The organism is Sagittula sp., assembly GCF_052825245.1.
Genome location: NZ_JBRBWD010000017.1, coordinates 1 through 14,220, shown reverse-complemented (window position 1 = coordinate 14,220; position 14,220 = coordinate 1). Strand labels below are relative to the sequence as shown.

The window sequence follows — 14,220 nt, the reverse complement described above, 5'->3', positions numbered from 1 at the left end:
AAGGCGGCAAAGGAGTTTTGCCCTGCGCTTGTTTATTGCGCGCAACGCACCGTTGCTGTTCGCGCTCCTGCTTGGAAGCATGCCGGTAGCCGCAGCGGCGGACTGCGTACCTCCCGAACGACCGTTCTTGCCTCAATCGCAAGAAGACATGCGTGCCTACGCCGATCTGCTGCGTTCTGATTTCGAGGGCTACATTGCCGACATTCAGGAATACTTCCGCTGTCTTGATGCCGAGCGCCAACGGGCGTTTCAGGAGGCGCGCGAGGTCAGTGAAGACTATGGAAGACTGGTCGAGCTATTGGACTGAGCAACCGCATGGGCTTAACCGCCGTCGAGATCCTCGTAGTAGACGAGTGCGGGCATGTTGCGGCGCTGATGCACGATGCGCAGGATGACTGCCGCGCCATCCGCCGCATCGAGCCGCTTGTAGAAGATCACGTGTCGCTGGCAATTGACGGACCGCATTCCCGGGACAAAGAGACTCCTGTCCCGGCCCGCGTCGGGATCCCCAGTGATCCGCTCGAAGGCGGTGACCAACTGGCGGTAATAGACGAGCCATTGGTCCCTGCCCCATGTTTCGACGGTGTAGGTGCGTATCTCTTCAAGGTCGGACTTCGCCTGTCCGGAAAGCCGAATCGTCATTCGGGTCAGCGATCAAACGCATCCGGTTCGAAGGCTTGGGCATCGAACTCGGCGAAATCCCCATTCTCGGCCAGGGTGGCTGCCATCTCGAGATCGGCCTTGAGGGCATAGAACTGCCGCGCGCCATCCTTCTCCATCAGCATCCTTACGCCGGCGCGCACGACTTCGCTCAGATTGGCGTAGGCGCCGGACTCGATCTGCGCCTGCACATATTTCTGCATCGGTTCGGTCAGGTGGACGTTTGGCATCAGACTCTCCTATCCATGCTCAATCGTATCAGATACTGCCATAGATCTTCAAGCGCATGTTCGATCCCAACATAGGCCACAACATAGGATCGTTGCTCCACCCGCCCTTCCGTTCCCGGATTCCAGCCGTGGAACCAAGCCCTACAGTTTTCCGACACTGCCCTTCCTGGGACCATGGGCGCTGCGACACGCCGTTTGACGGGCTCATGCGGTCTGTTCTTCCGTGACCGCTTTCGTGGCCGCATGGAAACACCACATTTTCCTTTTTTCGCAAATGTTTGTTTGGCATCTAACGTGAAATGAAGCCGCAATTTTGGCCGCTTTCAAGACGCCACAAGAGCCCAAACCGGCGTCAGATCTTGGAAGCTGTCTCGCGACACAAGCGAACAATCGCAGGTCACCATCAATCAAATCTCCTTGCCATCATTAATGGTGTTTCGTATCGCTGCACCATTATAGATGGAGTCGGCATCATGAAGCACGTGATCCACGGCGTGGCCACGGCCACGGCAATGAGCATATCCGGACTAATGGCCTCGTCAGCACCGGCTCAGGCCTATCAGGTGGACTGTGCGATCCTCCTCTGCCTTGCGGGTGGCTGGCCTGCCTCCGCGCCCTGCGCACATGCTAGAGCGGTCTTCATTCGGCGGATCACACCATGGCCGATCGAGCCACCCTTACAAATCTGGCGGTGTCCGATGGGTGTGTCGTTAAACGATCCCAGTCCGATGTCGCCCATGGAACGCCTTTATGAGATCACGTTCCGCGATCCGCCCGAACCGCAGGAATCGACTCCGATACCCCTTGTTCGCGTCCAAGCGGATGAACAAGCCGACATCGACATCTCAGGCGACGCCTTTGACTTTGTTCGGAGCATTCGCGTGTATCACATCCAGTACCGGCAGCACGAAAACCGAGATGGTGACTGCAATCGCAGCGACTCCACGCGGTTGGGGTCCTACGGAGTGCAAGGCGATTACCGATGGACAAAATCCAACGTGGGCCAAGTGCCGGCCGCATCCGGCCTGAGCATCCCGAATGGATGCGGCAGCTACTTCTACCGCTCCGTCTTCGTCGACTGGCGTGATCACGCCGGGAACTATGGTTCTGAAGAAGTTCGCTACTGACAAAATCTGCACGCGGTCTTGCCGCGCGCGTCCTCACAACCCCGCACGAAAGGCTGTGCAAAACCCCCAAAAAGGAGACGACGCCAGACCGTGAAGCCTGACGCCGTGCAAGAAAACTCCGTGAACAAGAGTTTCCTAGCGCACGGCTAAAACACCTGCAACCAGCAAAGTTGTTTTGCTGGCAAGAATGTTGTTGTCTCACGACATGGCGTCGGATCTCCAAGGAGACCTCGACCATGGAACCTACGACCGGCCTGATCCTGCGACGGATCACGCAGACAAATCTCTCTGTTGCAGCGCACAAGCTGGCCACCCTCATCCTCGATGCCATCGCCTGGAAGGATGGCTACAACGGTTTGTCGCGCGGAACGGCAGCCTTCACCCTCTCGGCCCTTGCGGAGAAGATGGGTGTCTCACGACAGTATCTTTCGGTTCTTTTGAGCGAACTTGAGACGTCGGAGTTGCAGCTCGAGCGGGCGAAGCCGAATGGCAAGTTCGCGCCCTGGATCTTTCGGTTTTCCGCCTTCGACGAGGAGAGTGAAACCCATGATCTCGTGTCAGGTGAAGGCGACACATCACTATCTAGAGATAATAATAACAAAACTATCTTCTCAGGACTGATCGACATCACCGCGAGTTCGAACGTTTTTCAGACCAGTTGGGCAGAGCTCATCAAAGCAGCGAAGGCCACGTTGCCCTGCTGGAACATCGACACCCAGGTCATCTGGGATCGCTTCCTCGCCTTCAACCGGTCCCGAGGCAACGGAAAGGTGCCGGCCGGCTTCCTGCTTGGCTTTATGCGACGATGGCGGAATTCGCCAGGGACTCCGCCTCGTCCCGAGGTGAAACCATCGCAGAAACGGGTAGCAGACCCCAAAGAGCGCGAATTGCTGAGACAGATGCAAGCCGCCCCGACTGCGAACCGCCAGTTCCACGCGTCCGACCTGTGTCGTTTGATCGGTCACGCTGCCTACGAAGCGCGAGTACTGGATGTAATCCGCAAGTTTGGGTGTCAGAGGTTCTCAGCAACCTTAGCGGTGCACGGACGAGCGGTGTTGGCAGGCGAGATTTCGAGGTAGGCTCGCTTTGGGGCCGGGAAAACCCTGCGTGTGAACGTAAAGATCCGATAGTGAAGTTTATGTTAATTTACCCTCCAGATCCCTTCTTCCTGAGCCACTCGCGATTCAGAAAGAAGTTTCTGTAAATGAGCCACAACATTCCTTTCGGCGGCCATTGCAATATGCGGGTCAGATTTCTTGTAGACTGAAGCGGCGATATTCTGGACTGTATCGGAAGTATTTAGGAGATGCTTGAGGATCTGGGTCTCGCGGCGCATCCGGTTGGCAAGTAACCGTTCGATGTAAGGGCGCGGATCCTGGAGTACGGGCCCGTGACCCGGCAGGCAGATCCTATCGTCGCGATCAATAAGCCGTTGAAGCTGGTCGCAGTAATCACGCATGTTGCCGTCAGGGGGGCTGACGATCGAACTGTTCCAACTCATCACGTGGTCGCCCGTGAATAACACTCCATCCAGCCTCGCAAAGCAGAGGTGATCGCTCGCGTGACCGGGTGTGTGAAGGACAGTAAGACCGGCAATCCTTTGCCCGTCTTCCAAAAACCCGTCGGGTTGAAATGCATCGTCTGGAAAGGCACGCGAAACATAAACGGGCAGACCTGTCCGTTCGCGCAATCCCGGCACGGCACCGAAATGATCGGAATGGTGGTGTGACACTAGAATTCCGGCCGGGTTGCCTCCCAGATTCTCGACAATTGCTTCGGAATGTGCACTGTCTTCTGCTGGACCCGGATCGAGAATGAACCGACCGTCAGGTGTATCAATGATGTAGCTGTTCGTCCCGTGATAGGTCATCTTCCCGGGATTGCTCGCAACGATCCTCAGGATTCCCTCGGCCACCTGTTCTGCACGCGCGCGACACGGTTCCGGCTCTGTGTGAAACATGCTGCGTTTTGTCATTGAATACGACCACTTTCTGACAGTGAAAAGTCTGGGACTTGCAAAGCCGCCTTTTGCTTTGCATAGCTTTGGAAGCCTCGGGCTGGCGTCCAGCGCCGGTCAGAACCGGCGCTGGAACAAGGCAACAAAGCCCAGCAGTCAAGCGTGACCCCGATTATGGAAACCTGTATACAGCACTACAGCAATTGCTGCCTTCGTCAGGTCTCCAAGCAGGAACGGGTAAAGCCCGGCGTTCAGCAATTTTTCGCCATAGCCGACAAAGCCACCCAACCAGAATAGCCCTGCGCAATACATAAGTATCGAACCGGAGAGGACCGCTACAGATGCTCTGATTGAAGGCGGAAGCCCTGCCAGCTTTTGAACCATCCATCCTGCAGCCGCCGCCGCGAGCGCAAACCCAATCAAGAATCCGCCAGTGGGACCCGCAAAATAGGCCAGACCCGCCGGTGCGGGAGGCGTGCCAGCGAAAACCGGCAGGCCAAACAGACCTTCCAGAAGGTACGCAGCGACAACTAGACTACTGCGCACCGGCCCCAGGAAAAGGCCGAGACCCAAGACCACCAGGGTTTGTGTTGACATCGGTACCGGGTAGAACGGCACCGCGATTTTGGCGGATAGTGTCAGAAGTATTGTGCCGATGAGTATTATTGAGATCTCTCGGGTCAGTCTTGCGACCGGTTGGCGTTGAGTGGCTTCCAAATTCATCTGTTTCGTCCTTGTTTCTGTAGATCGTTGATTTGCTGGATAGGGAAGCTCACATGCGCTTGGCGACTTCTTCCAGCATGACCTCGCTCGCACCGCCGCCGATGGCCTGAACACGGGCGTCGCGCGACATGCGTTCAACCGGGGTTTCGCGCATATAGCCCATGCCGCCGTGAAACTGGACGCAGTCGTAGAGCACGCTGTTTACCAGTTCGCCGCAATAGGCCTTGACCATCGAGACCTCTTGCACGCAATCGTGGCCCGCCGCGTCCAGACCTGCGGCATGATAGACCAGCTGCCGTCCCGCCGCGATCCTCGTCTGGCAGTCTGCCAGCCGCTGGCGCACCACCTGCTTGTCCCATAGGACACCGCACGAGGCGCCCTGGGATCGTCGGACTCCCGGAGCTTCGCGACGATCCACTCCGGTTTTGTTTTTTCTGGGCCATTCCGCTATCCTCAAATTGGCTCGAAATCCTATTTTAGGGAGGATCGTTGTGTCAGGCGGTCGCCGCTAGGCCGTCCGACTGTGCGTCCCGTTTCGGTGGCCGTATCCGGAACAGAAGCGCATAGAGCACCGGAACCGCGACGAGCGTCAGGACCGAAGCAAAGGCGAGGCCGCCCATGATCGTCACCGCCATCGAGGCAAAAAACGCATCGGGCAGAAGCGGAATCATGCCAAAGATCGTCGTGCCGGCGGCGAGCACCACAGGGCGAAGACGGCTGACTGAGCCGTCGATCACCGCCTTGTAATCGGGCACACCCTGTGCACGTAGAAAGTCGATCTCTTCGATGAGAACGATTGCGTTCTTCATCAACATTCCCGAAAGCGACAGGAAGCCGAGCAGGGCCGTAAATGTGAAGGGCAGACCGGTGAACAGCAACCCCAGGACCATGCCCGTCACGGACATTGGCACCACGAGCCACAGGATCAGCGGTTGGCGGACTTTGTTGAACATCAAAATCGAAATCGTCAACATGACCAGGAAGCCCAGGGGAAGCTGCTTGCCAAGCGACTCCTGAGCCATCTGCGCACTTTCGAATTCGCCGCCCCATTCCATTGCATAACCGTCGGGAAGCGGGATGGATTCGATCTCGGTGCGGACGCTTCGGAATGCCTCATCCGCGGTGAGATCGCTGCGGGCACCGCCGAGGGCGGCGATTGTCCGCTCTCGGTCGCGCCTGTGAATGAGTGCCTCGACAAGACGGGGATCGAACCTTTCGACGAGGTTGGCCATGGGGACATAGGCCCCTGCCCCGTCGGACCATACCGACAGGTCACGAAGGCGGTCGACCCCGTCGCGTTCGTTCTCGGGAAGCCGGAGTTGGATCGGGATCAACACGTCGTCCTCGCGCAGGTCGCCAACGCGCAGTCCGGACGTTCCATAGCGGATGGTATCCGAAATCGCTCCGCGCGTCGCGCCGGCCAGCCGCATTCGTGCCTCGTCGACGACGGGTTCGACAAGGATTTCACGCTGCCGCCAATTGGTGCGCGGATTGGTGATGGTTCCTGCCTCCTCGTATATCCTGATCGCATCATCCGCGAGCTGGCGCAGGACGACCGGATCGGGGCCCGAGAAACGAACTGCAACATCGGCACCGGCCGGCGGTCCGAACACGATTTCTTCGACACGGATCAGAGCGTGGGGGAATTCGGCTGGCAAATCCCGGTTGAGCCTGCTCGCGATCGCCGGGATCGTTGCGGCGTCCGCAACCCGGACGATGAGCTGGCCATAGCTGGCATCCGCCTGTTCCGGATTGTATGTCAGCATGAAGCGGCTTGCCCCCCGCCCTACGAGGGCCGTTACCCCGGTCACAGCATCCTCATCCAGAAGTATCCGCTCAAGCCGCAGCATCTCTTCGTCGGTCGTGTTGATATCGGTTCCCTGCGGCATCTGGAACTCGACGTAGAAAATAGGCGTGTTCGAGGCGGGGAAGAAGGCCTGCTTGACCTGGGCGAAAGCCATGACCGACCAGACGGTGATCCCGATGATCGTCAGAACGACCGGGATGCGGGCGCGCAGCGCCGTCCACAGAACCCCGCGGTAAATCCCGTAGAACGGGCCCTTGTAGGGATCGTCCGAGGTGTTCTTGGGGGCCTTGAGCAGCAGCTTGCCAAGATACGGCGTGACCGTGACTGCCAGAACCCAGCTTGATAGCAGCGAAATGGCGATCACGGCGAAAAGCGAAAACAGGAACTCGCCCGTCGCATCGGGCGACAGCCCGATACCGGAAAACGCCATGATCCCGATAACGGTTGCCCCCAGCAAGGGAATGGACGTCGAGGATTCCGTCTCGGCCGCCGCGTCTTCCGCGCTTTTGCCACGCGCCATGCCGATCACCATGCCTTCGGTGATGACGATGGCGTTGTCGACCAGCATACCCATCGCGATGATCAGGGCGCCAAGGCTGATCCGTTCCATCTGTATCCCGAACACCGACATGAAGAACAGCGTGGAGAAAACGGTAAGTCCGAGGGTCGCACCCACCACGAGGCCGGCGCGCCACCCCATGGTCAGCATCAGGGCACCGACCACGATCGCGACCGACTGTCCGAGACTGACGAGAAAGCTTGAAACGGCTTCGTCCACCACGACATGCTGCTCGTAGATCGGAATGATCTCGACACTTTCGGGAAGCTCCGACTTGAGCCGTTCCAGCCGCGCTGAAACCTCCTGGCCGACAGCGACCACGTTTCGGTCCGTCAACGCGGAAACGCCAAGGGTGAAGGCCGCCTTGCCGTTCTGCCGGATGATCTGGCTGGGCTGTTCGGCCGCCTCCCGTGTGACGGTGGCGATGTCGCTGACGGCGATCTGGCCGACATTTCCGGCCGTGCCCAGCCGCAACTCCTCTATGCCTTCGGGGCTGATATAGCCCGGCGGAACGGACAGGCCGATGCGGGCGGGGCCCTCGGTGATCTCGCCGTTGAAGAACACCTGGTTTTCGTCTGCGAGAATTCCCAGGATCTGGGTCGGCGGAAGGCCCAGTTTCTCGAGGCGTGCAGACGGGATCGAGAGGGTGATCACCTCTTCGGAGAGGCCTTGAACCTCGGCCTTGGCGACGCCATCGACAGTGACCAGCCCGAGCCGCAGCGTCGTGGCCAAGTCCCTTTGCTCCGATGGGCTCAGACCTTCGGTCGTCACCGCATAGAACATGCCATAGACGTCGCCGAAATCGTCATTGATGATGGGCGGTTGCGCCCCTGCCGGAAGATCCCCCTCGATATCACTGATGCGGCGGCGCATCTCGTCCCAAACCTGCGGGATCTCGTCCGGGCCATAGGTCATCTCGATCTCGACGGTGATCTGCGCCATGCCCGGCATCGATTTCGATTCCACCCGGTCGAGCTGCTTCATCTGCTGCAGCGCGTTTTCGACGACGTCTGCGACCTCCTCTTCAACCTCCATTGCCGTGGCGCCGGGATACGGCACGAAGATGAGTGCCGTCTTGAGGGTGAAGCTCGGGTCTTCAAGGCGGCCGACCGTATTCAGCCCCCAATAGCCGCCGAGAACGCAGAAGATGATGGTGAGCCAGACCGCCACAGGACGCTCGATGCTCGCTCGTGTGATGCTGAGTGCCATGTTTTTATTCTTGTCCTGCCGAAAACCGGGGTCAGAGCCCAGAAACTGTCACGGTCTGATTGTCCCTGAGCCGCCACCAGCCGCCGGAAACAACCAATTCATTGGCCTCCACGCCATCCTGAACGACGATCTCGTTGTCGATCGGAAGGCCCAGACGGACCGTCCGACGCTCGACCTGGCCGGACGTTTCTTCGTAGATCCAGATGGACGGTTCGGTTCGGCTGGTCGTGTCCACCGCCGAAACCGGAACGATCACGGAGCGCCGGCGATCTTCCTCAGCGGCGATGGAGATGCGCACATCCGCGGTCATTCCGGGCAAAAGACGCGGGTCGATATCACCCGTGATCGCAAATTCCACGTCGTAGGTCTGCGCCGTCCGGTCGGCATCGGTCGCAAACGAGCGAAGCACCAGAGGCGCGGTGTAACCCGGAACAGCCGGAAAAGTTGCAACGATCTCGAAGGCATCGGGTGCCGACCGCGCAATGGCCGCAAGTTCCTCTGGCAGGGAGATCACGAGCCGCATCTCGCTGACATCCTGTAGACGCGCGACAGGCGCGGTCGACGTGACGTTGACATATTCTTCAACGAAGGTGCGCGCCACAATCGCGTCGAATGGCGCGACGATTTTCGTTTGGGACAGGCGCCGCTCGGCCTCGCGGAGCGCGACTTCTGCCTGGAAGAACTGCGCGCGGGCCGTGTCGAGGCGCGCGTCGGACGCCACGCCACGATCGGCGAGGCCCGAGGCGCGCGCGAGTTCGGAATTCGCCAGGTCGTAGGACGCCTGAGCCCGGTCGACGGCGAGTTCGAAATCGATTTGGTCGAGCTCCGCGATCACCTCGCCCTCGCGAATCGTGTCGCCGGGCTCAACCTCAAGGCGAATGATCTGCCCGGGTATCTGAAACGCAAGGTCCACCGTTCGAGCAGGTTCAACGCGGCCTGCAACGGTGCGAGACTGACTTACGACGCGATTGAGCGCACGGGTCACTTCGACCGTGACTGGTCGCTCCACGTTCGCTGCAGGCCTTGTATCGACTTCTGCCTCCAGGGTGTCCGTCGCGGTCTGCGCCAGCACATCGGTCAGGAACGGCGAAACAAACGGGACGGCAACGGCCGACACGGCCGCTACCGCAATAACAAAAACGATCCGCTTCAAACTTCGTGTCTCTCTATTCGAGTTCATTAATCATGGCCCTCAATTGCTCGATGACGCGTCCCCTGAGATCCGCGCCACCGTCGGGAAGGCCCAGAAGTTTCTGGAACCGAAGTCCCTGGATCGCTAGGACGACAACCATAGCACCCGGAGTGTCTTGTGTGTCGGACAGGATACGCTCAAGGTCGCCGGTCAGTTCAGCCCGTAGCGGATCGAGCAGCCGCGGATCTGACGCGGCAGCCGCGAGAATCGCCATCGAGAGGTCGTCATCGACGGCTCTGGCTTGCACGATTGCTTCCAGGTGCCCACGCAGGGTGCGGGATCTGCGATCTTCCGGGACTGATGCCAGGCGTTCGTGATGTTCTGCGAGCATCTCATCAAGCAGCCCGGCAAGAAGCGCTCTCTTGGTCGGAAAATTGTATAAGACCCCGCCTTTACTGAGATCGGCCTCACGCGCGACGGCGTCGATCGTAATCTTTCCCGCGCCCTCTCTGTGCGCAATTGCCCGCGCAGCGCCGAGGATCCTTGGTGACGCATTCTTTGCCTGCATTTTGGATTGTATGGTCATTATTCACTGTCCATTCGGCAATTTTATTGAGAGATTTGGAGCACTGCCCCGTTGTCGGAAAGCAAGGTCAGTTCAGAGCTCTACTCTATGTCCGCTCCCGTAGAGTCGCAGGAATGCAGTGACTGCATCGGCCGCATGCTTGTCCCGCTCGACTGTTCTTTGCACGGCCAGCAGGCGTGGCATCAACAGTCCAGAAACGCAAAGATGTATGAAGTGATCCGCAACACGCGGGGGGTTGTCGATCTCAAGCGCGCCTTCCCGGGAAAGGCGTTCCAGAACTTTACTGATGAGTTCGCGTGCCCGTTTCGGTCCGGCACGAAAATACACCTCCCCGACCTCGGGAAGCATCTCGGTGGCACCGATACACGTCCGCAGAAGGCGGATGTAGGTTTCGTCCAGAACGAGATCGATCATGCGCAGGGCAAGTTTTTCCAACTGGGCGCGCGGCTCGGGACCTGCGGACAAGGGTCGGAGGATCTCTTCCGCAAGCCGACCGCATTCGGATTCCACGACGCTCAGAAACAGCTGCTCCTTGGTCGGGAAATACGAATACATTGTTGCCTTCGACACTTTCCCTTCGGCGGCAATGGCATCGACGGTGGCGCCTTCATAACCGCACCGGAAGAAGACCTCCCGCGCGCCGAACAAAACCTCGGCCATTTTTCTCTCGCGCATCTCGCTCTTCCTGTCCTGTGCAGCATTGCGGGATTTCAAACTTGACTGTACCGTCTAGTCGGTACAGTAAATTGATTTTTATGTGGCGGCAAGCCGCAAACCTGGGCGGATCGTTCGGAGTGAGTGCCGCCTGTCAGGCATACCCAACGCGGCTTTCAATTCGTCATGAGCTTCGGGCCGTGCTCCGTTCGCGGTGCTTTCTGGCGCGGGATTATTCCGCGAACAGGACGGACGTCATCATTCCGCCGAGCGTGCCGTCCCGTCGAAAGCACCCTCCGCCTCCCAGCGGCGTGCAATGGATCCAAGGGTGTCCAGCACACCGCGCAGCTCCGCGCCGCGTTCAGTCAGCCCGTATGTGACAGCGGGCGGGATGGTCATGGCCTGCTCGCGCCAGACCACGCCGGCATGTTCCAGCATTCTCAGCCTCTCAGTCAGGACCCGGGTGGAAATTCCAGGCACCAGCCGTTTGGTCGCGCCGAAACGCTGTGGACCCTGTTCGGACAGAACCCAAAGGATATAAATCGTCCAAGGTCCCGTGATGACACGCAGCAGCGCCTCCATCGGGCAGGAAGCTGGTTGGACGCTTTTCATTGTGGATAGCCCTCGCAGCCCACGAAAGTAAGTTACTTTTAAGTGCCTACTTTAACTGATGAAGCAAGGCACCTAATGATACTATATGGAAAACGGCAGCCTAACAACCCGCCGAAAACCGGGAGAGCGGCAGTGAGTGACAACGTGGCAAAATATGTCTACTGGATCGCGACCGGCCTTGTGGCATTGGTCTATCTGGGTGCGGCGGCCTTCTACATCTCATCCCACGACATGGTCGCGGGCATGTATCGCGAGGTGTTGGGCTATCCCACATACATCATCTGGCCACTCGCAATTTTGAAGATCGTCGGTGCCGTTGTGATCCTCTGGCGCCCTTCGGCGGTGCTGGCAGATTGGGCCTATGCGGCAATGTTCTGGCATCTGGTGCTCGCCTTCGGGGCCCATGTGGGCGCAGGCGATCCGGGTTGGTCGCCGGCTCTGGCGACCTGGGTACTCCTGATCGTCTCGTGGCTGACCGCCAATCGCGTGCGTGCGGTCAAGTCGGCCTATGCACCGGCAGTTCCGGCAGCGCCAATCTGATCTGCTGCGGAGTTGCCACGGGGGTGCCCATAGCCTCGGACTTGGGTTTAAAAGGACGACAACATGACTGAAAAGCAGCCGACATTGTTTGTTCCCCATGGGGGTGGCCCCTGTTTCTTCATGGACTGGAACCCGCCTGACGCCTGGGATCGGCACCGCAAATTCCTTGAGGACTTGCCTGCGAGCCTGCCGGCAAGGCCCAAGGCGCTCCTCGTGATCTCGGGCCATTGGGAAGAGCGGGTCTTTACCTTGCAGACCAACCCCGCCCCGCCTCTGCTGTTCGACTATCAGGGATTTCCGCAGCATACCTATCAGCTAACCTGGCCCGCGCCGGGCGAGCCCGCGCTGGCGACCCGCGTACGCGCACTTTTAGAAGACGCGGGATTCCAAACCGGGGCCGATGCTGCGCGTGGCTTCGATCACGGGGTATTCGTTCCACTAAAGGTGGCTTTTCCTGAGGCCGACATCCCCACCGTCCAATTGAGCCTGCGCGACGATCTCGACCCCGAGGCGCATCTTGCCGTCGGTCGCGCGTTGGCGCCCTTGCGCGACGAAGGGGTGCTGATCATCGGATCCGGCAATACCTATCATAACATGGGCAAGATGATGCGGGCGATGAGGGGCGGACCGGACGGCCCGGTGAACGGCGGAGACTTTGACCGATGGCTCACGAGTGCGGTGACCCATGAAGACCCCGCAGTGCGCCATGCCATGCTGGCCGAGTGGGATCAGGCGCCCGGCGCACGCGATGCCAATCCGCGCGAGGAACATCTGATCCCGTTGCACGTCGTGGCCGGGGCTGCGCTTGCGGATCGGGGGGAGAAGACCCTCGAGGATCACGTGTTGGGCGCGGTCGAAAGCGCGTTCAGATTTGGATAGGACCAACCATGAGCTTCGAACTTCCCCCGCGGCAGGGCCCGCGCCCCGACACCACCGATTGCGCCCCGCATGAGCAGGTGTCGCAGAACTCCTCGGCAGAGATCCACGCATTTTTCAAGGAGAAGGCCTTCGCCCTGCCCTTCGTCGAGCGCTGCCGGTCGGGCATCTCGGTGCCCGGCGCCGAAGCACTGGTCTTGCCGGTGGCGCATGCCTGCGGCCCGCGTGAAGCCTTCATGATCGGACGCGAATTTGCCCATGTGCATCCCTCCTATGACGGTTCGTCGCACATGATGCTGCCGCTGGCGGCGGTCGATGAACTCATCGCCAAGGGATGGGGCGAACCGCACCCGATGGCGTCGGCCGGACACATCCCGGCAAATGCCGTCATGGCCTTTGCGCCGCGCGATGGGTCAGAGGTCGACGTCATGATCAAAATCCTGACAACGAGCTGGGACTTCGCCCGCGGCAAGCTGGCCAACCCCGCGCAGGTTCACATCCACGGCTGACTCTCTCTCAAAGAACAGGAATACGCCCATGGCAAGCTTTCAGAACGGACCATTTATCGTCACAGGCGCCTCCGGCCAGCTTGGACGCCAGGTAATCGATCAACTGATCGAGGCGGGCGCCGGTCCGATCATCGCGGTCACGCGCAACGCCGACAAACTCGCCGAGTTCAGGGACAAGGGGGTGGATGTTCGCCAAGGCGATTTCAACGCGCCCGAAACACTGGGTCCGGCCATCGCGGGCGGCAAGCGGATCCTGATCATCTCCACCGACGATCTGGAGCCGGGCAAACGGCTCGCGGCTCATTCCAATGCGATCACCGCCGCACGCGAGGCGGGTATCGACCACATCGTCTATACCTCGCTTGCCAGCCCGGTACCCGAAAGCCCCATCACTTTCAGCAAGGATCATCAGAACACCGAGAAGCTGATCGAGCAAAGCGGCGCCAGCTACACGATCCTTCGCAACAACCTTTACACGGATCTGTTGCTTATGAGCGGACCGCAGGCGATCGACATGGGGCAGCTCTTTGCCGCGGCAGGGGACGGACGGGCGAGTTACGTCACGCGCGCCGACTGCGCCCGCGCCGCCGCTGCCGCGCTGATGAATGCGACCGACCGCGAGGTCCTGGACATCACCGGGCCCGAATCCACCGGCCAGGCCGATATCGCGGCGCTTTTGTCGGACATCGCCGGCAAGGACATCCCCTACGTTCCGATGCCGGCCGAAGACATGGTGCAGGCGATGATCGCAAATGGCCTGCCCGAGTTCATGGCGCGTGTTTTCGTCTCTTTCGACCAGGCAATCGCCGAAGGCTACCTTGATGTGGCCAGCGACGATCTCAAGACGCTCACCGGCAAGTCCGGACAGTCGGTTACCGATTTCCTGACCGAAAACCGGGCGGTGCTTCTTCGGGCGCCGCAGTAACTATAGAGGCGGACAAAATCATGAAACTCTACAACGCGAATTTCTCGCCCAATGCGCTGCGTGTGCGGGCGGTGGCACACGAACTGGGCGTGGACCTCGAAATCGTCCAGGTCG

General features: G+C 59.7%; 17 protein-coding genes. 7 read left to right on the top strand and 10 right to left on the bottom strand.

The window, feature by feature from the left end:
- The first annotated feature begins 79 nt into the window (after positions 1 to 79).
- On the top strand, positions 80 to 307 hold the full coding sequence (locus ACU0DV_RS06465; protein ID WP_330628098.1) for a hypothetical protein: 228 nt from the start codon (positions 80 to 82) through the stop codon (positions 305 to 307).
- A 14-nt stretch (positions 308 to 321) separates the two neighbouring features.
- Here ACU0DV_RS06465 and ACU0DV_RS06460 read toward each other — a convergent pair whose 3' ends face one another.
- Both ACU0DV_RS06460 and ACU0DV_RS06455 read right to left on the bottom strand, forming a co-directional pair.
- A complete protein-coding gene (locus ACU0DV_RS06460; RefSeq protein ID WP_017468227.1) occupies positions 322 to 642 on the bottom strand; it encodes a type II toxin-antitoxin system RelE/ParE family toxin in 321 nt (106 codons plus the stop codon).
- A 5-nt stretch (positions 643 to 647) separates the two neighbouring features.
- Positions 648 to 890, bottom strand: a complete 243-nt coding sequence (locus ACU0DV_RS06455; protein WP_008336111.1) for a type II toxin-antitoxin system ParD family antitoxin — start codon at positions 888 to 890, stop codon at positions 648 to 650.
- Positions 891 to 1,420: 530 nt separating this feature from the next.
- On the opposite strand from ACU0DV_RS06455, the gene ACU0DV_RS06450 reads away from it, so the two are divergent.
- Both ACU0DV_RS06450 and ACU0DV_RS06445 read left to right on the top strand, forming a co-directional pair.
- The gene (locus tag ACU0DV_RS06450) at positions 1,421 to 2,017 is read left to right on the top strand and encodes a hypothetical protein (RefSeq protein ID WP_416540980.1); all 597 of its coding nucleotides are present in this window, start codon (positions 1,421 to 1,423) and stop codon (positions 2,015 to 2,017) included.
- 236 nt (positions 2,018 to 2,253) lie between these two features.
- Complete coding sequence (locus ACU0DV_RS06445) at positions 2,254 to 3,096, top strand: hypothetical protein (protein WP_446273486.1); 843 nt, start codon at positions 2,254 to 2,256, stop codon at positions 3,094 to 3,096.
- 62 nt (positions 3,097 to 3,158) lie between these two features.
- Here ACU0DV_RS06445 and ACU0DV_RS06440 read toward each other — a convergent pair whose 3' ends face one another.
- The 8 genes from ACU0DV_RS06440 to ACU0DV_RS06405 all read right to left on the bottom strand — a co-directional run bounded on the left by ACU0DV_RS06440 (position 3,159) and on the right by ACU0DV_RS06405 (position 11,226).
- Positions 3,159 to 3,992, bottom strand: a complete 834-nt coding sequence (locus ACU0DV_RS06440) for an MBL fold metallo-hydrolase (RefSeq protein ID WP_446273485.1) — start codon at positions 3,990 to 3,992, stop codon at positions 3,159 to 3,161.
- Between the two features lie 138 nt (positions 3,993 to 4,130).
- Entirely contained in the window at positions 4,131 to 4,697 is a 567-nt protein-coding gene (locus ACU0DV_RS06435; protein ID WP_074838768.1) for a biotin transporter BioY, read from the bottom strand.
- A gap of 49 nt (positions 4,698 to 4,746) precedes the next feature.
- Entirely contained in the window at positions 4,747 to 5,115 is a 369-nt protein-coding gene (locus ACU0DV_RS06430; RefSeq protein WP_074838771.1) for an acyl-CoA dehydrogenase family protein, read from the bottom strand.
- A 76-nt stretch (positions 5,116 to 5,191) separates the two neighbouring features.
- Positions 5,192 to 8,272: an efflux RND transporter permease subunit gene (locus ACU0DV_RS06425; RefSeq protein WP_283984061.1), complete on the bottom strand. Its 3,081-nt coding sequence runs from the start codon at positions 8,270 to 8,272 to the stop codon at positions 5,192 to 5,194.
- A 31-nt stretch (positions 8,273 to 8,303) separates the two neighbouring features.
- A complete protein-coding gene (locus tag ACU0DV_RS06420; protein ID WP_276154497.1) occupies positions 8,304 to 9,425 on the bottom strand; it encodes an efflux RND transporter periplasmic adaptor subunit in 1,122 nt (373 codons plus the stop codon).
- A 13-nt stretch (positions 9,426 to 9,438) separates the two neighbouring features.
- The gene (locus ACU0DV_RS06415) at positions 9,439 to 9,990 is read right to left on the bottom strand and encodes a TetR/AcrR family transcriptional regulator (protein WP_224769550.1); all 552 of its coding nucleotides are present in this window, start codon (positions 9,988 to 9,990) and stop codon (positions 9,439 to 9,441) included.
- Positions 9,991 to 10,062: 72 nt separating this feature from the next.
- Positions 10,063 to 10,665, bottom strand: coding sequence for a TetR/AcrR family transcriptional regulator (locus ACU0DV_RS06410; protein WP_036540318.1), 603 nt, complete (start codon positions 10,663 to 10,665; stop codon positions 10,063 to 10,065).
- 237 nt (positions 10,666 to 10,902) lie between these two features.
- Complete coding sequence (locus tag ACU0DV_RS06405) at positions 10,903 to 11,226, bottom strand: winged helix-turn-helix transcriptional regulator (protein WP_027238707.1); 324 nt, start codon at positions 11,224 to 11,226, stop codon at positions 10,903 to 10,905.
- A 162-nt stretch (positions 11,227 to 11,388) separates the two neighbouring features.
- Here ACU0DV_RS06405 and ACU0DV_RS06400 point away from each other — a divergent pair, with 162 nt between their 5' ends.
- From ACU0DV_RS06400 to ACU0DV_RS06385, 4 genes are all read left to right on the top strand, one after another.
- Positions 11,389 to 11,796 (top strand): DoxX family protein, encoded by a 408-nt coding sequence (locus ACU0DV_RS06400; RefSeq protein ID WP_157802081.1) that lies wholly within the window; start codon positions 11,389 to 11,391, stop codon positions 11,794 to 11,796.
- Positions 11,797 to 11,859: 63 nt separating this feature from the next.
- Complete coding sequence (locus ACU0DV_RS06395; protein WP_037931959.1) at positions 11,860 to 12,675, top strand: DODA-type extradiol aromatic ring-opening family dioxygenase; 816 nt, start codon at positions 11,860 to 11,862, stop codon at positions 12,673 to 12,675.
- A gap of 8 nt (positions 12,676 to 12,683) precedes the next feature.
- Positions 12,684 to 13,181, top strand: a complete 498-nt coding sequence (locus tag ACU0DV_RS06390) for a luciferase domain-containing protein (RefSeq protein WP_037931962.1) — start codon at positions 12,684 to 12,686, stop codon at positions 13,179 to 13,181.
- Positions 13,182 to 13,209: 28 nt separating this feature from the next.
- The gene (locus ACU0DV_RS06385) at positions 13,210 to 14,106 is read left to right on the top strand and encodes an SDR family oxidoreductase (RefSeq protein ID WP_037931965.1); all 897 of its coding nucleotides are present in this window, start codon (positions 13,210 to 13,212) and stop codon (positions 14,104 to 14,106) included.
- Positions 14,107 to 14,220 lie beyond the last annotated feature (114 nt).